Raw genomic sequence first — 21,646 nt, 5'->3', positions numbered from 1 at the left:
AAATTTCAGCGAGGCCAGGAAGCCGTAGACTCGATCCATGGCTGAAGGGCTCAGGGAGCGGAAGAAGCGGCAGACCAGGCAGTACATCTCGGACGTGGCGACGGGCCTGTTCCTGGAGCGCGGCTTCGACGCGGTGACCGTCGCGGAGATCGCCGACGCGGCGAACGTCTCCGTGAACACCGTCTACAACTACTTCCCGGCCAAGGAGGACCTGTTCCTCGACCGTTCCAAGGGGGTCGTCGACCGCATGTCGCGGTGGGTGCGGGCCCGCGACGTGGGGGAGTCCGCGGCCGTCGCCGTGCTGCGTGAGCTGCGCGCGGAGGTCGAGTCGGTCTCACCGCGCGTCGGCCTGATGGACGGCTACAGCGACTTCATGCGCGTGGTGCAGGCGGCGCCCGCCCTGCGCTCCCGGCTGTGGGCGATCCAGCAGGAGGTCCGCGACAACCTCGTGGAGACACTGCGCGAGGAGACCGGCGCCCAAGAGGACGACCTGCTGCCGGACCTGGTCGCGGGTCAGATCGACTGGGTCCACCAGACCGTCATGGGCAGCATCGGGCGCCGCATGGTCGCGGGCGGCGCCCCCGCCGAGGTGTCCCGGGAGATGCTCGACGTGCTCGACGAGATCGAGGAACTTCTGAGCGCCAAGGTGCTCAACTACGCCGTACGGGACGCCTGATGGGCACGGATGATCGATCAATGCGCCGTGCCGGTGTGATGTCCGTCATTCGAGACGTGACGCGCATCTCTTAGCGGTCACACGGCCGCTGTCGGGCGCTAGTGTCCGCCGAAGAGCAACGTAAACAGCGATTTGTGCGGGCGCGCGGGACGCGCGGTTAGGGGACACGTACGTGGCAAGGAAGCTCGCGGTCATCGGAGCCGGCCTCATGGGGTCGGGCATCGCGCAGGTCTCCGCCCAGGCGGGCTGGGACGTCGTACTGCGGGACGTCACCGACGAAGCGCTCACGCGCGGCACCGACGGGATCAAGGCCTCGTACGAGAAGTTCGTCGGCAAGGGCAGGCTCGACGCCGCCGACGCCGAGGCCGCGCTCGGCCGCATCACCCCGACCACCGACCTCGACGCGGCCGCCGACGCGGACATCGTCGTCGAGGCCGTGTTCGAGAAGCTCGAAGTGAAGCACGAGATCTTCCGCGCGCTCGACAAGATCGTGCGGGACGACACCGTGCTCGCCTCGAACACCTCGGCCATCCCGATCACCAAGATCGCGGCGGTGACCGGGCGTCCGGAGCGGGTCGTCGGCGCGCACTTCTTCTCGCCGGTGCCGATGATGCAGCTGTGCGAGCTGGTGCGCGGCTACAAGACGAGCGACGAAACCCTCGCCACCGCGCGGGAGTTCGCCGAGTCCGTCGGCAAGACCTGCATCGTGGTCAACCGGGACGTGGCCGGGTTCGTGACGACCCGTCTCATCTCCGCCCTCGTCGTCGAGGCCGCGAAGCTCTACGAGTCGGGGGTCGCCACCGCCGAGGACATCGACGTCGCCTGCAAGCTGGGCTTCGGTCACGCGATGGGGCCGCTGGCCACCGCCGACCTGACCGGCGTCGACATCCTGCTGCACGCGACCGAGAACATCTACACCGAGTCGCAGGACGAGAAGTTCGCGCCTCCGGAGCTGATGCGCCGGATGGTGGACGCCGGTGACATCGGACGCAAGAGCGGGCAGGGCTTCTACGAGCACGGCTGACCGCACACCTGATGCCATGTCACCCCTCGGGGTGAATTCGGTATCGGTTCGCTTACAGACGGCAACTTTCGGCCCCCGCGGCACGTCAGTTGCAGTGACATACATAGATCACCCGGATCACATGAACAGCTGAGTAGCGGCTCAGTACCGGGCCGCCGTACTCCCGACCACGCCGAGCACTTCTGTATTTCCCACGGGGAGCGCATATGTACATCAGGGGCGACCACGCCGAGCTGGTCGTCGGGGGCCGCCTCGACGTCCGCAGCGCGGCGGACGCCCGTACGGTCCTGCACACCGCCGTCGACGACGGAATCGGCGATCTGGTGCTCGACCTGTCCGAACTCGACTCCTGGGACGCGACGGGCCTCGGCGTCATCATGGGCGCCCACCGGCGCGCGGGACGCTGCGGGCGCCGGCTCGTACTGCGCCGTGTGCCGCCCCAGATGCAGCGCCTCCTCGTCGCCACCCGGCTGCACCGGATCCTGGCCATCGAGGGCGGCATCGGCCTCGAGTCCCTGCCGCGCGTCTGACGCAACGATCGCGCGGCCGGACCGGAGACCGCGCGTCCCGACCGGAAGCCGCGCGTCCCGACCGGAACTCACGCGTCACCACCGGACGTCGCGCCTCCGAACGGGAATGCATACCTCCGAACCGGAAGGTATGACCCCGCAAGGTGTGAATCACTCATTCCGGCGGGAACCGCCCGCAATCCTCACGAGACTGTGACGTCTCGGGCGGCGCGGTACCTCCCGGCTTCGTAGATACTGAACGAAGGTCTAAGGTTCGGTCGCCCGCCACAAAAGACGAACCCGAGGCGCGGGCACCGGACCAGAAGCGACAGCGCAGTGTGCACAGGCCGGGAGGGGCAAGCGGCACACGACGCTTTTGGGGGGCTTTGACCATGGACCCGATGAACCGGGGACCGGAAGATTCCAGCCAGGACCGGCACGACCAGACGGCGGACAGCGGGCCGCGCCAGCGCCCGCCGCGCGACCCGCTGACGCCCGACTTCGGTCAGCCGTTGCCCGCCCTCGCCAGGGCCGTACAAGTGGTCTCCGGCGACTACCTGCTGACCGTCAATCCCGTCGACGGCAGCGAGATCGAACCCTGCCCGCCCGGCGAGCGCCCGGACCGGCCGGCCAAGTACGACGCCACGGAGCGCGCGGCCCACGCCCGCGCCGCCCGCCCGCCGCTGCCCCCGGGGCCCGCACAGCCCCAACTGCCGCTCCTGGAGCGCCAGGAGGAGCGCGAGCGGCTGGTACGGCTGCTGGCGCGCGGCCGCTCCGTACGGCTCACCGGGCCCTCCGGCTCGGGGCGCACGGCGCTGCTGGACCGGATAACCGAGGACTGCGCCGACATCGCGCCCGACGGCGTCGTCCGGCTCTGCGGCCACCGGCGCTCCGTAGAGGACCTGCTGTACGACCTGTTCGCCGCGGTCCACGACGCGCCGCTGCACCGGCCCGACCGCGCCCTGCTGCTCGAACTCGTCCACGAGGTCGGCGCCGTCGTGATCCTGGACGACCTGGAGTTCGGCGGCGCCGCGCTCGACGAACTCCTCGAAGCGACGCCCGAGTGCGCCTTCCTGCTGGCCGCGACGCCCGACGTGCCGGCGCCGTCCGCCGCATCGCACGCCGAGGAGGTCTTCCTCGCCGGGCTCGGCCGCGGCGGCGGACAGGAGCTCCTGGAGCGGGCCGTCGGCCGGGTGCTCACCGACGAGGAGGCCCAGTGGGCCGCCGACCTCTGGTTCGAGTCCGAGGGCCTGCCGCTCCGCTTCGTCCAGGCCGGCGCCCTGCTGCGCCAGCGCGACCAGCTGCGCGTCGACCCGGAGGCCTTCGACGCGTTCGGCTACTACGAGGGCCCCGGCGCGGCCCCCGTCGACGCGCCCTTCGACACCGCCGACGGACACGACGTACCGCTGCCCGCGCTCGCCGAGGCCGCGGCGCCCGCCGCGCTGCTCGCGTCCCGGCTCAGCGGGTCGGCCCGCGCCACCCTGGAGTTCGCGGTCGCCCTCGGCGGCGAGATCCCGCACCAGGCGCATCTGCCGGCCCTCATCGGGAACACGCACGCCGACGCGGCCCTCGCCGAACTCGTCTCCTGCGCACTCGTCACGCCCGTCGGCGGCCGCTACCGCCTCGCGGCCGGGGTACGCCAGCAGCTGGAGGCCGCGGGCTACGGCACCGACACCGCCGCCCGCGGCAGCACCGCCGCCCAGCACTACGCCTGGTGGGCCGCCCACCCGTCGGTGGGCCCCGAGCGGGTGGCCGCCGAGTCCGACGCGGTGCTCGCCGCCCTCGCGGCGACGACGGCGCAGGACGTGTCCGTGGAGCTGGCCCGCGCGGCCGCGCCCGCCTTCGCCGCCGGGTTCGCCTGGACCGCGTGGGAGCGGACCCTGCGGGCCGGCCTCGAAGCGGCGCGCGCCACGGGAGACGTGTCGGAAGAGGCGTACTTCCACCACGAGTTGGGCGTCTTCGCGCTCCTCGGCGGGCAGCTCGACCGGGCCCGCGTGGAGCTGGAGGCCTCCATCGCGCTGCGCGGCGCCGTCGCCGACAAGCGCGGCACGATCGCGGGGCGCCGGGCCCTCGCCCTGGTCACCGACCGCTCCGGCGGCGCGACGGCCGGGGAGGAAGTGCCGGACGCGATGTACGAGGAGTCGGCGTCGCCGCCCGGCGGTGTCGCCGCGTTCGGGCTGCCGCCCCAGACGCCGGGCCAGTCCGAGACGCTGGTGGCCCGGCAGGCCTCCCCGGGGCCCGCCCCGACGGTGCTCGGCAACAAGCCGCCCACCCGCAAGTCGGTGACCGGCGGCGCCCGGCGCAATCTGGTGGCGGCCGGTGCGGGCGCGCTGCTCGCGGCGGTGCTCGGTACGGTCGTCACGCTCGGCGCCACGTCGGGCAACGACGACGAGCCGTCGAACAAGGTCAACACGAACCCGTCGGCGACGGCGGGGGAGAACGGCGGGGAGCTGGGCGCCGACGAGGCGGCGGACGACGACAAGTCGAGCACGGCGCCGACGGACCCGGGCGCGGACGGCATTCCGAACACGTCGGACGACCCGACCCCGTCGAGCGGCGCCACGGACGAGCCCTCGGACGACGCGAGCGGCTCCACGACCCCGGACGACCCGACGAAGTCCCCGAGCAAGTCGCCCTCGAAGTCCCCGTCCAAGTCGCCGACCAAGTCCCCGTCGAAGACACCGACCCCGACGCCGACGAAGCCGCCGACCTCCAGCCCGCCGCCGTCCCCGTCGACCACGCCGCCGACGACGCCGCCGGAGACCCCCGACACCTCGGACTCGGCCAGCGGCCCGATCACGACGACCCCGTCCACCACGACGGCGACCACCACGTCGACCGCCTGACCTCTGCTCCTCAAGCGCCTCCGGCGTGTGAGGAGCGGGGTCCGGGGCGGAGCCCCGAGGCGTCGGCCACGGGGCTCCGCGGCCTCAGAAGAGCCGCAGCTTGTCGTCCTCGATGCCCCGCATGGCGTCATAGTCCAGCACGGCGCACCCGATCCCCCGATCCGTGGCGAGCACCCGCGCCTGCGGCTTGATCTCCTGAGCCGCGAACACCCCCCGCACGGGCGCCAGATGCGGATCCCGGTTCAACAGCTCCAGATACCGTGTGAGTTGCTCGACCCCGTCGATCTCACCCCGCCGCTTGATCTCCACGGCCACCGTCTGCCCCTCGGCATCCCGGCACAGGATGTCGACCGGCCCGATCGCCGTCATGTACTCGCGGCGAATGAGCGTGTAGCCCTCGCCGAGCGTGTCGATACGGTCGGCGAGCAGCTCCTGGAGGTGCGCCTCGACGCCGTCCTTGATGAGCCCGGGGTCCACCCCGAGCTCGTGCGAGGAGTCGTGGAGGATCTCCTCCATCGTGATGATGAGCTTCTCGCCCGCCTTGTTGATGACGGTCCACGTGCCCTCGTCCTCCCCGCTGCCCTCCTTCAAGGTGCACGGCGGCGACATCCAGTTGAGGGGCTTGTAGGCGCGGTCGTCCGCGTGGATCGAGACGCTGCCGTCCGCCTTCACGAGGATGAGGCGAGGGGCCGACGGAAGATGGGCGGTGAGCCGGCCCGCGTAGTCCACGGAGCAACGGGCGATGACGAGACGCATGGTCGGCAACGCTACTCGACACACACCGGTGGACGCACTTCTCCCTCTCGCCTCCCGTCACCGCTCCACCTGAGCCCCGAGGCGGCGCCCCTTTAATTCCAGTAAGCACGCGTTCGGCATTGGCCGGTTGTGTACGAACGAATCCCCCTACGCCCTGTTGCCGTTCGGACACGTTCCCTACCGTAGAAGACAGGAGGTCGCGGCGCGTGCACGCTCCGTGTTCCACGGGATCATGCGCGCCGAGGCCCTCTGCCCTGTCCGTCAGCCCCCGCTCCCCGGGGGTGCGAGAGGAGAACCCATGTCGCTCGACGTCTCACCGGCACTGTTGGATCAGGCCGAGCGAGGCGAGGTTGACGAAAAGGACTTCGTCGACTGCGTCCGGACCTCCCTGCCATACGCGTGGGAGATGATCAGCTCCCTGGTGGCCCAGCTGAAGGTCGACGGCGGAGACTTCGCCGACAACCAGACGCCGCCCCCGGACGAGCAGGCACGTGGACAGCTTCTGCGTGCGCTCGCGAGTGACGCGATACGTGGAGCGCTGCAGAGGCACTTCGGTGTCCGCCTCGCGTTCCAGAACTGCCACCGGGTCGCGGTGTTTCCGCAGGACCCGTCGGTGGACGAGACGCTCGCCCGCTTCACCTCGGCTCGCAACCAGCTGCTCAACCAGTCACCGGAGCTGCGTGACTGCTGAGTGCTGAGGGCGTGACAGCCTTGCCTGCCGTCCCGTATGCGGGAGGTGCATCTGTACGGGTCGGCAGGCGCCGAGGCGAACGCCCCACGGACTCAGGCGAGTTGAGGAAGCACCTCGGCCCCGAGGCGCCGGACGTTCTCCTCCGTCGCCGAGAGATCCCCCGAGCCCTCGACGAGCAGGGCGAACCGGGTGATCCCCGTCCGCTCCGAGGTGGCCGCCAGCCGGTCCGCGCACACCTGCGGGGTGCCGACCGGATGGAGCGAGCACAGCAACTCCGTGTAGGCGTGCGGATCACGCATCGCGCGGGCCCTGCCGTCGACCGTCACATGGGCGTCAAGACCCTGCTTCAGCCAGCCCGGCATCGCCTTCAGGAGTGTCTCGGCCGCCTCCGACTCGCTGTCACCGATCTGGGCGACACCGGCGGAGACGTGCGCCGCCGCGTAGACCTCCTCGACCGAGCGGCCCGCCTCGCGCGCGCAGCGCCGCCACAGGCCGACCATCTCCGCCTTCTCCGCGTCCCCGATGTGCATGCCGAGCAGCATCGGCAGACCCCGCTCGGCGGCGAGCCGCACCGTCTTCGGTGACGTGCAGGCAACAACCACTTCCGGCCCTTCCTGGGCCGCCCCGCCGATCGCCTCCGTGGGGCGCGGGACGACCGGGACCTCACGGAAGTCGAAGCGCCCGCCCGTCCCTCCGACCCGCTCGTCGCGCAGCCACCTCAGGAGCAGATCGAGGGACTCCGGGAAGCCCTCCTCGTACGCCTCGACGCCCGCCCCGAAGACCTCCAGGTCCACCCAGGGCCCGCCGCGGCCGACGCCGAGCGAGAACCGGCCGCCGGACGTGACGTGCAGCAGCGCCGCCTGCTCGCCGAGGGCCACCGGGTGCGCGGTCGGCAGCACACTGACCGCCGTGCCCACCCGGAGCGTGCGGGTGCGGCCGAGCAGCAGCGCGGCCAGCGTGACGGCCGACGGGCAGGTCCCGTACGGCACGAAGTGGTGCTCGGCGAGCCACACCGAGTCGAGTCCTGCCTCTTCGGCGACCTCGGCGGACCGCACCGCGCGGTGCAGTGCCTCCCCCTGACCCTGACCGGGAAACTGAGCGGCCAGTACAAACGTTCCTACGCGCATCGCACTCCTGCCTTTCTTGGCGCCGGCGCGGGCACTCCCCCTGAAGGCATTAACGGCTGGCAAGTGCCAAAGACACGGCCTCGCAAGAAGATTGGCGGATTTTCCGGTCGGTCCTGCGGCGGGCCCCGGCCGGAGGATCTTCGGGTACCCCCTGACCTTCGGCGTAGGCTGGAGAGGTCCTCCTGCTTCCGTTCCCACACACCGAGGTGAGACGTGTCTCCGCGCCGCAACCGTCCGAAGGCAGGCGGGTCCTCCAGCAACAGCGGCGGCAGCGGCGGCGCGGACGAGGGGCGGCGCTACGGCGGCTTCCAGTCCGCGGAGAGCTGGCAGGGCGAGCAGTGGAGCGTGCGCCACGTGGCGGGCGCGAGCGCGGCCGGCAAGACCTACCGCTGCCCCGGCTGCGACCAGCAGATCCCCTCCGGCGTCGCGCACGTGGTGGCCTGGCCGGAGTACGGGGGAGTGGACGACCGGCGGCACTGGCACAAGGCGTGCTGGAACGCGAAGGACCGCCGCACCACGAAGGTGCAGCGGTCCAGGAACGCTCCGCGGTACTGAGCCCCGGCGGATCCGCCGATACGGCTACACGTCGCGGTTGTTGATCGACAGGAACGCGCCGCCGAGCGCCACCGCGGTGACCCCCGCCATGATCCACAGCGGCTCCCAGCCCGTCGGGCCCGAGTTGCCGGTCACGGACTGGTCGTAGAGCACGGCGAGCTGGCTGGGCACCGAGTACTCCAGCAGGGCCTGCTGGAGGTCCTTGAGCGACTCCGCGAACATGAAGATCGCCATGACCAGCGGCAGCAGCACGACGCCGACCATGATGGTGATCGCGCCCGCCGAGTGCCGCACCAGCGTGCCGACGGCCAGGCCCAGCAGGCCGAGCAGCGCGACGAACAGGCCGACGCCGAGCGTCGACTTCACCCACACGCCGCCGCCCGGCGAGTCCGAGCCCACGATCCCGACCTGGAGCGCGCCGACGAGCGCGGCGAACACCGTGGTCAGCACGGCGACGAGCACGAAGAAGACGATCGCCTTGGCGGCGAGCACCCGGCTCCGGCTGGAGCAGGCCGTCATCGTCGTACGGATCATGCCCGTGCCGTACTCGGAGGCGATGGTGAGGACGCCGAGCGTCATCACGCAGATCGTGCCGAGCAGCGTGCCGAAGAAGCCGAGGCTGAGCACCTGGTCGCTGTCCGGCGCCGCGCCGTCGTCCGCGGCGACCACGGCGGCCGAGCCGAGCCCGAGGCCGACCATCAGCACGATCATCACGCCGAGCGTCCACATCGTGGAGCGCACGGAACGGATCTTCGTCCACTCCGAGGCGAGCGCGTCGCCGAGGTGCGCCTTGCGGATCGGGATGGGCGAGGCGTACGAGGCGCCGGGGGCGGCGAAGGGCGGGTGCGGCGTGCTCATCGGGCGTCCTTGTCCATCGGCGGGGCGGTCGGGGCCGGGGCGGCGGCCGGGCTCGGCGGCGCGGCGGGCGGGGCCGCCGGAGCGGCGGCCGGGGCGTTCGCGGGCGGCATGGGCGCGCTCGGCGGGACCGCGGGGGCGCCCGCCGGCGGCAGCGGGGCCGCGTACGGGTTCTGGTCCGCGACCGGCGGCTGGACGGGCGCCTGGGGCGGCGGCGGGGCGTACCAGCCCGGCTGGTCCTGGCCCGGCACCGGCATCTGGCCGGGCGGCATCATCCCGGGCGGCAGCGGCTCGTGCAGCCCCGCGCGCTGGTCGGCGGTCGAGCGGTAGTCGACGGCGCCCTGTGTCATCCGCATGTACGCCTCCTCCAGCGAGGCCTGGTGCGGCGACAGCTCCCACAGCCGGACGTCCGCGCCGTGCGCCAGATCACTGATGCGCGGCAGCGCGAGACCCGTCACGCGCAGCGCGCCGTCCTGCTCCGGCAGCACCTGGCCGCCCGCCTCGGTCAGCGCGGCGGTCAGCTTCTCGCGCTGCTGCGGCTCGCTGTCGGGCGTACGGACCCGGGCGAAGCCCGCGGAGTTGTGCGCGATGAAGTCCCGCACGCTCATGTCGGCGAGCAGCTGCCCGCGCCCGATCACGATCAGGTGCTCGGCGGTGAGCGCCATCTCGCTCATCAGGTGCGAGGAGACGAACACCGTGCGCCCCTCGGAGGCGAGTGTCTTCATCAGGTTCCTGACCCAGAGGATGCCCTCGGGGTCGAGTCCGTTGACCGGCTCGTCGAAGAGCAGCACCTGCGGGTCGCCGAGGAGCGCCGCGGCGATGCCGAGCCGCTGGCCCATGCCGAGCGAGAACCCCTTGGACCGCCGCTTCGCCACGTCCTGGAGCCCGACGACACCGAGCACCTCGTCCACCCGGCGGGCCGGGATGCCGGAGAGCTGGGCCAGGCTCAGCAGATGGCTGCGGGCCGTCCTGCCGCCGTGCACGGCCTTCGCGTCGAGCAGCGCGCCGACCTGGCGCGGCGCGTTCGGCAGCTTGCTGTACGGATAGCCGCCGATGGTCACGTGACCGGCGGTCGGCCGGTCGAGACCGAGGATCATGCGCATCGTCGTGGACTTGCCCGAGCCGTTGGGCCCGAGGAACCCGGTCACGGTCCCCGGCCGCACCTGGAAGGAAAGGTTGTACACGGCTGTCTTCGCGCCGTAGCGCTTCGTCAGGCCGACTGCCTCGATCATTCTCCGCACCCATCGGAAGGATCTGAGAGTTTCAGGACGTCGGGGCAGACGCCCCCGTAAGGGTTAGGAGGGTATACGCGCGCTGACGGTTCCTGCCAAGAGTGAGCAAAGAGTCAGAAGGGGCCGGAGGGGGTCGTTCCGCCCGCGCGCAGCAGCCGGGTGCCCCGTTCGCGTACGGAGGGCGAGGCGACGGCCCGCCGCACCCAGTCCCGCGGGGTCGGGCCGAGCAGGGCGGCGAGTTCGGCGGAGGCCGCCATGAGCGCGCTCAGCAGCCCCGCCTGGTCGACGCCGCCGGCCCGGGGAGAGCCGGTGGCCGGGTCGACGAGGACGCCGTGCTCACCGACGTACATCTGGAGTCCCGGGACGGGCGCCCCGGGGACGGGGACGCGGCGGTAGTTCGGCAGTTCCGTGGCGTCGACGGCCTTCAGCTGGGCCGCGTCGAGCCAGGAGACGACGAGGCTGCGCTCGGCCCCCGGGTCCGGGTACGGGGCCGCCGCCACGTACCCGTTGCGCCCGATGTGCGCGGAGCAGCCGACGCCGATGCCGCGGACGGTGACCGGGACCATCGGCACGGCCACTTCGAGGCCGAGCCGGTCGAGCTTGTGCGCGACCTGGGCGGGGGAGGCGTTGGAGCCGACGGCGAGCACGGGGGTGCGGTCCGCGCTCCACCGGGGCAGCTCGCGCTCCACGTCGAGGTCGAGGAGCCGGTCGCCCAGGAGGAGGGACGGGGCGGTGACCGGGCGGCCGGGGTAGCTGAGCGGGACGAGGGCGGGGACGGTGTCGTAGCCGAGCAGGGCCAGGGTGCGGCTGGGGTCGATGGGCGCCATGGGGCCGCAGATTAGGGCAGGCACGCGGGTCTGTCCCGTACAAGGACGAGTGCCGTGGGTGGACGGACCCGTCCTGTACGGAGCCCTTCTACGCGTCCCGCTTCTTCAGCAGCACGTATCCGACGATCAGCGCCACCGCGACCCACACCAGCAGGATCCCGAGCCCGCCCCACGGACCGTACGGGGTGTCGTCGCCGGGCGTGTCCACCACCTGCATGATCTTCGTGCCCGCCTGGTCGGGGAAGTACTGGGCGACCTTCTTCGTCGCGGAGACGCTGCCGAGGATCGGCGAGACCAGGAAGAAGAACGGCATCAGGATGCCGAGCGAGAGCATGGGGGAGCGGAGCATCGCCGCGACGCCCATGGAGAACATCGTCATCAGCGTCATGTAGACGGCGGCGCCGAACACCGCGCGCAGTACGTTCGGGGCGCCCAGGTCCGTGTTGTGGTCGCCGAGCATCAGCTGGCCGAGGAAGAACGACGCGAAGCTGGTGACCAGCGCGACGGCGAGCGCGAGCAGCGCGGCGACCAGGATCTTGGAGAAGAGGAACGTGCCGCGCTGCGGGACCGCCGCGAGCGAGGTGCGGATCATGCCGGTGCTGTACTCGCTGGCGACGACCAGGACGCCGAAGACCACCATGGCGAGCTGGCCGAGGGTGAGGCCGGAGAACGAGATGAAGGTCGGGTCGAAGGTCAGCTTGTCCCCGGTCGACATCTTGTCGAACTCGTTGCCGGTGAAGGCGCTGATCAGCATGCCGAGCCCGACGGAGACGAGCACCGCGAGGCCGAGCGTGAGGGCCGTCGAGTTCACCGACTTGATCTTGGTCCACTCGGAGCGGAGGACCTGGGCCGCGGCCATCTCAGGCCTCCTTCTTGCCGTCGTCGGGCTGCTGCCAGCCCTGGCCCCACTGCGCCTGGGGCTGCGGCTGCGCGGGGGCGTCCGTGTGCGCGTGGTACTCCACCGACTCCGCGGTCAGCTGCATGAACGCTTCCTCCAGGGAGGCCTGCTGGGGGCTCAGTTCGTGCAGGACGATCTGGTGGCTCGCGGCGAGTTCGCCGAGTTCCTCGGAGGAGTGGCCGTCCACCTCCAGCGTGCCGCTGCCGGCCTCCACGACCGTGATGCCGGACCGGTGCAGCAGGTCGAGCAGGCGCTCGCGCTGCGGGGAGCGCAGCCGTACGTAGGCGCGCGAGTTCTGCCGGATGAACTCCGGCATCGACATGTCGGCGAGGAGCCGGCCCTGGCCGATGACCACCAAGTGGTCGGCGGTGAGGGCCATCTCGCTCATCAGGTGGGAGGAGACGAAGACGGTACGGCCCGCTGCCGCGAGGGACTTCATCAGGTTGCGGATCCAGTGGATGCCCTCGGGGTCGAGCCCGTTGACCGGCTCGTCGAACATCAGGATCTGCGGGTCGCCGAGGAGCGCGCCGGCGATGCCGAGGCGCTGGCCCATGCCGAGCGAGAACCCCTTCGCCTTCTTCTTCGACACCGCGGTCAGGCCGACGGTGTCGAGCACCTCGTGGACGCGGCTCTTGGGAATGCCGTTGGACTGCGCCAGGCACAGGAGGTGGTTGTAGGCGCTGCGGCCGCCGTGCATCGCCTTCGCGTCGAGCAGCGCGCCGATGTGGCGCAGCGGGTCCTTCAGCTGGGCGTAGTGCTTGCCGTCGATGCGGACGTTGCCGGCGGTGGGGTTGTCGAGGCCGAGCATCATCCGCATGGTGGTGGATTTGCCGGCACCGTTGGGGCCCAGGAAGCCGGTGACGATTCCTGGGCGGACGGTGAAGGTGAGGTTGTCCACGGCGGTCTTCTCGCCGTATCGCTTGGTCAGCCCCGAGAGCTCGATCATGCGGCCACGCTAAAACGCGGCAAAGCCCCCGGCCACTTGTGGGTGACCGAGGGCTCTTAAGCCTCGCCGGCGATTGAGGCGCGGGGTCCGGGGCGGAGCCCCGTGACCTCGCCCCCGCGGCGCCGTGGCTGGCCCCCGGGGCTCCGCCCCGGACCCCGCTGCTCAATCGCCGCAGGGGCTTGATGGAGCCGAGCGCCGCAGGGGCTCGATGGGCCTAGCGGGACTGCTGCGCCGGCACTCCGCGGGAGATGGGCTCGTCCTCCGCCGGGGCGCCCGCGGCGGCGACCGCCGCACCGGTGAGCGTGGCCAGCATCTCGCGGACGTTGGTCAGCTGCGCGTTGATCGAGTCGCGGCGGTTCGTGAGCGCCGCCAGCTCGCGCTCGGACTCGCTGCGGATACGGTCCGCCTTCGCGTTGGCGTCCGCCACGATGTCCTCGGCCTGACGCTGCGCCGTCTCCACCGTCTGGCGGGCGCGCCGCTCGGCGTCCGTACGGAGCTTCTCGGCCTCCAGGCGGAGCTGCTCGGCACGGTGCTCGATCTCGGCGAGGCGCTTCTCGGCCTTGGCCTGACGCGAGGCCAGGTCGCGCTCCGACTGCTCGCGTCGCTTGGCCAGGTTCGTCTCGAAGTCGGCGGCGGCCTGGGCGGCCTTCGCGCGCGTCTCCTCGAAGAGGGCGTCGGCCTCCTCGCGCTTGGACTGCGCGTCCTTCTGCGCCTCGGTGCGCAGCGCGGTGGCCTCGCCCTTGGCCTTCTCGACGATCCGAACGCCCTCGTCCTCGGCCTTGGCCTTGCGCTCGGCGGCGAACGACTCGGCGTCGTTGCGCACCTGCTGGGCCGCGGACTCGGCGAGCTCCCGGTGCTGCTCGGCGGCCCGGCGGGCCTCTTCGCGCAGGTCCTTGGCCTCCTCCTCGGCGAGGCGGAGGATCTTCTCGACGCGGGCGCCGAGGCCGGCGTACGACGGCTCCGCGTCGTTCACCTGCGCCTGCGCGTTCTGCGTCTCGAGGTGCAGCTCCTCGATGCGCTTTTCCAGAGCAGTGATACGGGCAAGAGCGCTGTCACGATCGGAGACGAGCTTGGAGATCCGTTCGTCCACCTGAGCGCGGTCGTACCCACGCCGCACAAGCTCGAAGCCGTAGGGGGAAGTGTCGCTCATGGGGTTCCTGTCGAATGAGACCGGTGAGGTGATAGGGGGAATCCTAGGGGGCGTAGCGGCGTGTCACCGTGCAGATGCCGGTTTGATCAGGCTTCAGCTCTAAAATGTCACCCCTTTTGAGTGGCGTGAAGTCGGACTGCTTGCCAGGGCAAGGGCCAAAGGTCCTTGGTGGGCGCGGCCGTTGGCCGAATCGCTAGCTCTCGGAGCTTTTGCCACTCGATCGTGTGGCACCCGCGGCTGCCCCGGCCTTGACGCCCCCGTCCTTGCCTCCCCCGCCGGACGGAGCCTCAAAACTCTCCAACGCCTCCAACACGTCCTGGACACGGGAGATCTCGGCATTGATGTCCTCGCGGCGCCTGACCAGCACGTCGAGGTCCCGCTGGCCCTTTTCGAGCATGGCGGTCGCCTCCTCCTCCGCGTCCGCCTTGATCTTGTCCGCCTCGCGGGAGAGCTCGGCCTTCTTCTGCTCGGCTTCCTTGAGCAGCCCCTCGGCCTTCTTCACCGCGGCGATACGGACCTTGCCGGCCTCCGAATTCGCGTCGCTCAGCAGCTCCTTGGCCTTGGCCTGGGCCTCCGTGAGCTGCTCCTCGGCGGCCTTGATCAGGGCGTCGCAGCGCTCGCCCGCGCTCTTCATGGCTTCCGCGGACTCGCGGCGCGCGTGCTCGTGCAGCTCCTCGATCTCGGACGTGATCCGGTCGCGCAACTCCTCGGCGCGCTCCCGGATCTGCGTCGCGTCCCGGCGCGCGCCGACGAGCAACTCGTCGGCGTCCGTACGGGACTTCTCCACGATCGAGTTGCCCTCGACGGTCGCCTCGGAGACCAGGCGCTCGGCCTCCGTGCGGGCCGCGCCGACCATCGTGTCGGCCTGCGCCTCGGCGTCGGCGGTCGTCTTCTGCGCCGTCTCCTGCGCCTCGCGCGTCAGCTTGTCCGCCTCGGTCGCGGACTCCGTGATCAGCTTGTCGACCTGCTCCGCGGCCTCCGTACGCCGCTTGTTGGCGTCCTTGCGGGCCTCGTCGAGGGTGCGCTCGGCCTCCTCGCGCGCGGCCGTCGTGATGCTCTCGGCCTCCGCCGCCGCGTCCGCCTTGACGCGCTCGGCGTCGGTGCGGATCCGCTCCGCGTGCGCCTGCGCGGAGGCGACCGTCTCGGCGGCCTCGGCGCGCAGCCGCTCCGCGTCTCCGGTGGCGTCCGAGATCAGCTTCTCGGCCTTGGCCACGGACTCGGTCCGTACGCGCTCGGCCTCGGCCCGCGTCTCGTTCGTCAACTGCTCGGCGGCGGCCGTCGATTCGGCGCGCAGCCGCTCGGCCTCCGAGGTCGCGTCGCCGACGAGGTTCTCGGCCTCCGCCGTGGCGTCGCCGACCAGCTTCTCGGCCTTCGCGGTGGACTCGGCGCGGACCCGCTCCGCCTCCGCGTTGGTCTCCGTCGTCAGGCGCTCGGCCTCGGTGGCCGCCTCGGTGATCAGCGTGTCGGCCTGCGCCGCCGCGTCGGACCGGATCCGGTTGGCGTCCTCGCGGGCGTCCGCGCGGGTGCGCGAAGCGTCCTGGTCGGCGGCCGAGCGCAGGTCGGAGGCCTCCGTGCGGACCTGCTGGGCGTGCTCCGACGCGTCCGTGCGCAGGCGCTCCGCCTCGGCGAACGCCTCCGCGACGGTGCGCTCCGCCATGGCCTTGGCGGCCTCCGCCTCGGCGGTGGCCTCGGAACGGACCCGGTTCGCGTCCTCGGTGGCGCGCTCCCGCTCCGCGTAGGCGTCGGAGCGGACCCGGTCGGCCTCCTCCTGCGCCTCCGTGCGCGTGCGCTCCGCCGCGTGCTCGGCGGCGGACCGCAGCCCGGTGATCTCCTCCTGGGCCTGCTCCTGGAGCCCGGCCACGGAGTCGCGCACCTGCTGCGCCGTCTGCTCGGCGGTGGAGACCATCTCGGTCGCCCGCTGGTCCGCCTCCTCGACCAGGCGGACGGCCTCGGTCTGCGCCTCCTCGACGCGGGCGCGCGCCACGGCGAGCAGTTCCTCGCTCTGCTCGCGGGCCCGCTCGCGCTCCTGGTCGGCCTCCTCGCGCGCGCTGCCGAGCGTCTCCTCGGCCTCGCGGCGGCGCCGGGCCGCCTCCTCCTGGGCGGCGGCCAGCGTCTCGGCGGCCTCGGCGGCGATCCGCTCGGCCGCGGTCTGCGCCTCGGCGCGGATCCGGTCGGCGGACTCCTGCGCCTCCGTCTTGAGGCGCTCCGCCTCGGTGGCGGCCTCGGTGCGCAGCCGCACCGCCACGTTCTCCGCCTCGGAGCGGGTCGTCGACGCGTCCGCCGCGGCCTCCGTGCGCAGCCGCTCGGCCTCCGCCTCGGCCTGCGCCTGCACCGTACGGGCGCGCTCGGTGGCGTCGGCGCGCAGCCGGTCGGCCTCCTCGGCGGCCTCGCGGCGCAGCGTCTCGCCCTGCTCCCGCGCCTCGTTCAGCGCCGTCTCCGACGCGGTCAGGCGCTCCTCGGCCTCCGTGTGCAGGCGGGTCAGCTCGCGGGCCGCCTCCTCCTGCTTGGCCTGCATGGCCCGCTCGGCCTCGTCCTTGAGCTCCTGCGCCGCGCGCTCCGCCTCGGACCGGGTGGCCTCGGCCTGCTCCTCGGCCTCGGTGCGGTAGCGCTCGGCCTCCGCGCGTGTGCGCTCCAGGGTCTCCTCGGCCTGCTTGCGCAGCGCCGTGGCCCGCTCGATGGCCTCGGTGCGGACGCGCTCGCTCTCCGTCGCCGCGTTGCCGCGCAGCTCGTCGGCGTCCGCCTTCGCCTTGGCGAGGAGCTGCTCGGCGGTGCTGGCGGCCTCCTCGATCTGCTGGACGGACTCGCGGCGGGCCTCGGCCCGGATCCGCTCGCCCTCCTCGACGGCCTCGGCCCGCAGCTGCTCGGCCTCGCCGCGCAGCCGCCGCGCCTCCTCCTGGAGCTCGACGGTCTTGGCGCGGTACTCCTTGGTGTCGTCCTTGGCCGCGCCCTTGAGCTCGGCGGCCAGGTCGTGCGCCTCCGCGCGCAGCCGGTCCGCCTCCGCCTCGGCCTCGGCGCGCAGCCGCTCGGCCTCGTCGGCGGCGGCCTTCGTCGTCGCCTTGGCCTCTTCGGACGCCTTGTTGAGCACGTCCTCCGCGGTGCGCGCGGCCTTCGCGAGCTCGCCCGCCGTCTCCTCGGCGGTGACCGTACGGGCCTTCTCCTTGGCCTCGGCGATCAGCTTCTCGCCCTCGGCGCGCGCGTCGGCGACGACCTGCTCGGCCTCCGACTTGGTGGCCTCGGCCTCCTTGGTGGCCTCCTGCACGAGGCGGGCCACCTGCTCCTTGGCGGTGCGGGTGCGCTGCTCGTTGGTCGACTCGGCGCTCGCGAGCTGCTTGGTCGCGGCGTCCCTGGCCTCGGCGAGCACCTTCTCGGCCTCGGCGCGGGCCTCGCGCAGCGCGGTGTCCGCCTCGGCGATCTTCTGCTCGGCGGCGCGGCTCAGCTCGCCGGCCCGGCGGCGGGCCTGCTCGGACTCCTCGCTGGTCGACGTACGCAGCTGCTCGGCGTGGTCGGTGGCTTCCTGTGCCTGCGTCGACGCGGCGTTCAGCAGGCGCTCGGCGTCCTGGCGCGCGCGGGCCAGGATCGACTGCGCCTCGGCGCGCGCCTCCTCGGCCTCGGAGGTGAGGCGCCGGCGCGCCTGCTCGGAGACCCGCTCGGCCTCGGCGCGGGCGGCGGCGAGCGCCTGATCGGCCTCGGCGCGGGACTCGTCGAGGAGGCGGCGGGCCTGCTGCTCGGTGCGGGCGCGCAGCTGCTCGGCCCACTGCACGTTCTCGTTGACGTGCGTCTCGACCGTGCGGCGGCGCTCGGCGAGCTCCTGATCGAGCTGCTGGCGGCGGTTGACCGCCTCCGTGTGCAGCTCGGACTGGAGCCGGGACTGCTGCTCGGCGTGCTCCTGGAGGATGCGCTGGGTCTGCGCGCGGGCCTCGCGCAGCTCGCGCTCGGCGTCGGCGCGCAGCTGGTCGGCCTGGATCTGCGCGTTGCGCAGGAGCTGCTCGGCCTGGTAGCCGATGTCCGACCCGTCGTAGGCAGGCCGGGACGCGAGGCTGCGGCGCGCCTCGTGCAGCTTGGCGCGCAACACCTCCACCTGGTAGCCGAGGTCCTCGGCGTGCTGGACGGCCTTCTCCCGCTCGGTCTTCAGCCGGTCCATCTCGGCTTCGAACCGCGAGAGATGGTCGGTCTCAGCCGGCCGTCGGCCGTCCTGGCTCTCGTAGCCCCGCACTGCGCGGTCCCATCCGTCCCCTGGTCGCAAGTACTTCCTTACGAGCCTCGTCCATCCCGCGAACGAGGCCCCCGGGGAATGGTGTCAGATCGAATTCGCCGGTGCTGTCGGACCGTTCCGGCTGATGCCTTCGCCGTCCGATGTGCTCCGACCCTCGTCCCCCGATACCCGGACCCCGGCCCACGACCGGCCGTTGGAGACGGCAGCCGCCCCACAACCCTACCGGGCCCACTATGTGGAGGTCAGTGCTCCGCCGACTCCTGGGGCGCAGCGGTGACGAGTTCGGTCAGGACGCCGTGGCAGTCCTTGGGGTGCAGGAACGTGATGCGCGAGCCCATCGACCCGCGTCGGGGCTCTTCGTAGAGGACGCGTACGCCCTTGTCCTTGATGTCGGCGGCGTCCGCGTCGACGTCGGCCGTGCCGAAGGCGATGTGGTGCACGCCCTCGCCGTTCTTGGCCAGCCACTTGCCGACGGCGGAGTCGTCGCGGGTCGGTTCGAGCAGCTGGAGGTAGGAGGCCCCGCCGTCGGAGGTCTCGTTGATCTTGAGCATGGCCTCGCGCACGCCCTGCTCCTCGTTGACCTCGGAGTGGAAGACCTCGAAGCCGTACGTCGCCCGGTAGAACTCGACGGTCTTGTCGAGGTCGAAGCAGGCGATCCCGATGTGGTCGATTCGCGTCAGCATGCTGTCAGTGCAGCGCGCTCGGAGTGGTTACGCAACGTGCGCGCGATCACACTCGCGCGGCGATGACGCGGGCAGTACCGGTCAGTACCTTTCTTGGTAAACCCTCGTTCACTCCTCATCTCCAAGGGGCCGTGCCTCATGTCAGGAACGACCGGTACCACGTCAGTGATCGTCGCGGGCGCGCGGACGCCCATGGGCCGACTGCTCGGCTCGCTCAAGTCCTTCTCCGGAGCCGACCTCGGCGGCTTCGCGATCAAGGCCGCCCTCGACCGTGCGGGGATCGGTGGCGACCAGGTGCAGTACGTGATCATGGGGCAGGTGCTCCAGGCCGGGGCAGGGCAGATCCCGGCTCGCCAGGCCGCCGTCAAGGCGGGCATCCCGATGAACGTCCCGGCGCTCACCATCAACAAGGTGTGCCTGTCCGGTCTCGACGCCATCGCGCTCGCCGACCAGCTCGTTCGCGCCGGCGAATTCGACGTGGTCGTGGCCGGTGGCCAGGAGTCCATGACGAACGCCCCGCACCTCCTGCCGAAGTCCCGTGAGGGCTACAAGTACGGCGCCGTCGAGATGCTCGACGCGATGGCGTACGACGGGCTGACGGACTCCTTCGAGAACATCCCCATGGGCGCCTCGACGGAGAAGCACAACACCCGCCTCGGCATCGCCCGTCCCGAGCAGGACGAGATCGCCGCGCTGTCGCACCAGCGGGCCGCCGCCGCGCAGAAGAACGGCACGTTCGAGGCGGAGATCACGCCCGTCGAGATCCCGCAGCGCAAGGGCGAGCCGGTCCTGTTCAGCAAGGACGAGGGCATCCGCGCGGAGACCACCGCGGAGTCCCTCGGCAAGCTGCGCCCGGCCTTCGCCAAGGACGGCACGATCACCGCCGGCACGTCCTCGCAGATCTCCGACGGTGCCGCCGCGGTCGTCGTCATGAGCAAGACGAAGGCGCAGGAGCTGGGCCTGGAGTGGATCGCCGAGATCGGCGCGCACGGCAACGTCGCGGGACCGGACAACTCGTTGCAGTCGCAGCCGTCGAACGCGATCCAGCATGCCCTCAAGAAGGAGGGCATCGGCGTCGAGGACCTCGACCTCATCGAGATCAACGAGGCGTTCGCGGCGGTCGCCGTGCAGTCAATGAAGGACCTCGGGGTGTCCTCGGAAAAGGTGAACGTCAACGGCGGGGCGATTGCCCTGGGTCACCCGATCGGGATGTCCGGCGCGCGCATCGTGCTGCACCTCGCGCTCGAACTGAAGCGGCGCGGCGGCGGTGTCGGCGCGGCGGCGCTGTGCGGTGGCGGCGGTCAGGGTGACGCGCTGGTGGTGCGGGTACCCAAGGCGTAACGCCTTTCGCAGGCGTCTTACGTCGTCGTCGGTGTACGGGAACTGGTGAACGGAGCTGTGATGCAGGACGTCCCCACGCTGGTCGCGCAGGCGAGGGAGGGCAGGCCGCGGGCCGTGGCCCGGCTGATCTCCCTGGTGGAGGGGGCGTCCCCGCAGCTGCGCGAGGTCATGGCCGCGCTCGCGCCGCTCACGGGCGGGGCGTACGTGGTCGGGCTGACCGGGTCGCCGGGTGTCGGCAAGTCGACGTCGACGTCGGCGCTGGTGAGCGCGTACCGGCGGATCGGCAAGCGGGTCGGCGTGCTCGCCGTCGACCCGTCGTCGCCGTTCAGCGGCGGTGCGCTCCTCGGCGACCGGGTACGGATGTCGGAGCACGCCTCCGACCCCGGGGTCTACATCCGGTCGATGGCGACGCGCGGTCACCTGGGCGGGCTCGCGTGGGCCGCGCCGCAGGCGATCCGGGTCCTCGACGCCGCAGGGTGCGACGTGATCCTCGTCGAGACGGTCGGCGTCGGCCAGTCCGAGGTGGAGATCGCCTCGCAGGCGGACACGAGCGTGGTGCTCCTCGCGCCCGGGATGGGTGACGGGATCCAGGCGGCCAAGGCCGGGATCCTGGAGATCGGGGACGTGTACGTGGTGAACAAGGCGGACCGGGACGGGGCGGACGCCACGGCCCGCGAGCTGAACCACATGCTGGGTCTCGGTGAGTCCCGGGCTCCCGGGGACTGGCGGCCGCCGATCGTGAAGACGGTCGCGGCGCGCGGCGAAGGGGTCGACGAGGTCGTCGAGGCGCTGGAGAAGCACCGGGCGTGGATGGAGGAGCACGGGGTTCTCGCGGAGCGGCGGGTGGCGCGGGCGGCGCGGGAGGTCGAGACGATCGCCGTGACGGCGTTGCGGGAACGCATCGGCGATCTCTCCGGCGACCGTCGCCTCGGCGCCCTCGCGGAACGCATCGTCTCCGGCGACCTTGACCCTTACCGGGCGTCGGACGAACTCGTGGAGGGCCTCACGGGACGCTGAGCGCGGCCGGCGGGTGGGGCGCCCCGACGCCACCGTCCTGGTTACGCGGCATCGTGCTCGGCCTACCCGCACCGTGGCCGTGCCCACCGCCCCCATTGCGCCACACCGTGGTGCCGCCTTGCCCACCCTGCCGCCCCAGGCGGCAGACTGCCCAAGGCGGGGCGCGGCCGACCGCCATGGGTGGGGAGCCGGGGGCGGCGGCGGATTGCCCGAGGCGGGGTGCGGCCCCACCGCTATGGGTGAGGAGCCGGGGCTGGCGGCAGGTTTTCCGAGGCGGGGTGCCGGGGGGTGCGGTAGCCC

Annotated in this window: 18 protein-coding genes; 8 read left to right on the top strand and 10 right to left on the bottom strand. The window is 72.0% G+C overall.

What is annotated here, in order from left to right:
- Nucleotides 1–37: 37 nt before the first annotated feature.
- From ACYBSK_RS30845 to ACYBSK_RS30830, 4 genes are all read left to right on the top strand, one after another.
- Entirely contained in the window at nucleotides 38–676 is a 639-nt protein-coding gene (locus tag ACYBSK_RS30845) for a TetR/AcrR family transcriptional regulator (RefSeq protein ID WP_457480522.1), read from the top strand.
- Between the two features lie 172 nt (nucleotides 677–848).
- Complete coding sequence (locus ACYBSK_RS30840; protein ID WP_457480521.1) at nucleotides 849–1,700, top strand: 3-hydroxyacyl-CoA dehydrogenase family protein; 852 nt, start codon at nucleotides 849–851, stop codon at nucleotides 1,698–1,700.
- A 206-nt stretch (nucleotides 1,701–1,906) separates the two neighbouring features.
- Entirely contained in the window at nucleotides 1,907–2,230 is a 324-nt protein-coding gene (locus ACYBSK_RS30835; RefSeq protein ID WP_457480520.1) for an STAS domain-containing protein, read from the top strand.
- Between the two features lie 371 nt (nucleotides 2,231–2,601).
- Nucleotides 2,602–5,055: an ATP-binding protein gene (locus ACYBSK_RS30830; protein WP_460244077.1), complete on the top strand. Its 2,454-nt coding sequence runs from the start codon at nucleotides 2,602–2,604 to the stop codon at nucleotides 5,053–5,055.
- Nucleotides 5,056–5,139: 84 nt separating this feature from the next.
- Here ACYBSK_RS30830 and nucS read toward each other — a convergent pair whose 3' ends face one another.
- On the bottom strand, nucleotides 5,140–5,811 hold the full coding sequence (nucS, locus tag ACYBSK_RS30825) for an endonuclease NucS (RefSeq protein WP_457480518.1): 672 nt from the start codon (nucleotides 5,809–5,811) through the stop codon (nucleotides 5,140–5,142).
- Between the two features lie 298 nt (nucleotides 5,812–6,109).
- Between nucS and ACYBSK_RS30820 the strand changes: the two genes are divergently transcribed.
- Entirely contained in the window at nucleotides 6,110–6,502 is a 393-nt protein-coding gene (locus tag ACYBSK_RS30820) for an SCO5389 family protein (protein WP_457480517.1), read from the top strand.
- Between the two features lie 92 nt (nucleotides 6,503–6,594).
- Here ACYBSK_RS30820 and ACYBSK_RS30815 read toward each other — a convergent pair whose 3' ends face one another.
- Nucleotides 6,595–7,629 (bottom strand): LLM class flavin-dependent oxidoreductase, encoded by a 1,035-nt coding sequence (locus ACYBSK_RS30815; RefSeq protein WP_460244076.1) that lies wholly within the window; start codon nucleotides 7,627–7,629, stop codon nucleotides 6,595–6,597.
- A gap of 213 nt (nucleotides 7,630–7,842) precedes the next feature.
- Here ACYBSK_RS30815 and ACYBSK_RS30810 point away from each other — a divergent pair, with 213 nt between their 5' ends.
- On the top strand, nucleotides 7,843–8,184 hold the full coding sequence (locus ACYBSK_RS30810; protein ID WP_457480515.1) for an ATP/GTP-binding protein: 342 nt from the start codon (nucleotides 7,843–7,845) through the stop codon (nucleotides 8,182–8,184).
- Nucleotides 8,185–8,208: 24 nt separating this feature from the next.
- Here the strand turns inward: ACYBSK_RS30810 and ACYBSK_RS30805 are convergent, their stop codons facing one another.
- From ACYBSK_RS30805 to mce, 8 genes are all read right to left on the bottom strand, one after another.
- Nucleotides 8,209–9,042 (bottom strand): ABC transporter permease, encoded by an 834-nt coding sequence (locus ACYBSK_RS30805; protein WP_457480514.1) that lies wholly within the window; start codon nucleotides 9,040–9,042, stop codon nucleotides 8,209–8,211.
- On the bottom strand, nucleotides 9,039–10,271 hold the full coding sequence (locus ACYBSK_RS30800; protein ID WP_460244075.1) for an ABC transporter ATP-binding protein: 1,233 nt from the start codon (nucleotides 10,269–10,271) through the stop codon (nucleotides 9,039–9,041). Before ACYBSK_RS30800 ends, ACYBSK_RS30805 begins: the two co-directional genes overlap by 4 nt.
- Before the next feature lie 113 nt (nucleotides 10,272–10,384).
- Nucleotides 10,385–11,098: a hypothetical protein gene (locus ACYBSK_RS30795; RefSeq protein WP_460244074.1), complete on the bottom strand. Its 714-nt coding sequence runs from the start codon at nucleotides 11,096–11,098 to the stop codon at nucleotides 10,385–10,387.
- An 88-nt stretch (nucleotides 11,099–11,186) separates the two neighbouring features.
- Nucleotides 11,187–11,957, bottom strand: coding sequence for an ABC transporter permease subunit (locus ACYBSK_RS30790; RefSeq protein ID WP_457480511.1), 771 nt, complete (start codon nucleotides 11,955–11,957; stop codon nucleotides 11,187–11,189).
- 1 nt (nucleotide 11,958) lies between these two features.
- Complete coding sequence (locus tag ACYBSK_RS30785) at nucleotides 11,959–12,942, bottom strand: ABC transporter ATP-binding protein (protein ID WP_460244073.1); 984 nt, start codon at nucleotides 12,940–12,942, stop codon at nucleotides 11,959–11,961.
- A 214-nt stretch (nucleotides 12,943–13,156) separates the two neighbouring features.
- Nucleotides 13,157–14,092, bottom strand: coding sequence for a coiled-coil domain-containing protein (locus ACYBSK_RS30780; protein WP_306321819.1), 936 nt, complete (start codon nucleotides 14,090–14,092; stop codon nucleotides 13,157–13,159).
- A 193-nt stretch (nucleotides 14,093–14,285) separates the two neighbouring features.
- Nucleotides 14,286–18,305: a polarized growth protein Scy gene (gene scy / locus ACYBSK_RS30775; RefSeq protein WP_460244072.1), complete on the bottom strand. Its 4,020-nt coding sequence runs from the start codon at nucleotides 18,303–18,305 to the stop codon at nucleotides 14,286–14,288.
- 242 nt (nucleotides 18,306–18,547) lie between these two features.
- Nucleotides 18,548–18,988 (bottom strand): methylmalonyl-CoA epimerase, encoded by a 441-nt coding sequence (mce, locus tag ACYBSK_RS30770; protein WP_457480508.1) that lies wholly within the window; start codon nucleotides 18,986–18,988, stop codon nucleotides 18,548–18,550.
- A gap of 138 nt (nucleotides 18,989–19,126) precedes the next feature.
- Between mce and ACYBSK_RS30765 the strand changes: the two genes are divergently transcribed.
- Together ACYBSK_RS30765 and meaB are read left to right on the top strand one after the other, a co-directional pair.
- Nucleotides 19,127–20,329, top strand: a complete 1,203-nt coding sequence (locus ACYBSK_RS30765; protein ID WP_457480507.1) for an acetyl-CoA C-acetyltransferase — start codon at nucleotides 19,127–19,129, stop codon at nucleotides 20,327–20,329.
- Between the two features lie 60 nt (nucleotides 20,330–20,389).
- Nucleotides 20,390–21,346 carry a methylmalonyl Co-A mutase-associated GTPase MeaB gene (gene meaB / locus ACYBSK_RS30760; protein ID WP_457480506.1) on the top strand — a complete coding sequence of 319 codons (957 nt, stop codon included), beginning with the start codon at nucleotides 20,390–20,392 and terminating at the stop codon, nucleotides 21,344–21,346.
- Nucleotides 21,347–21,646: the final 300 nt, after the last annotated feature.

The sequence above is a fragment of the Streptomyces sp. BYX5S genome, assembly GCF_054724165.1.
The sequence above is the reverse complement of the archived record's forward strand: the minus strand, read 5'-3'. Positions and strand labels throughout refer to the sequence as shown.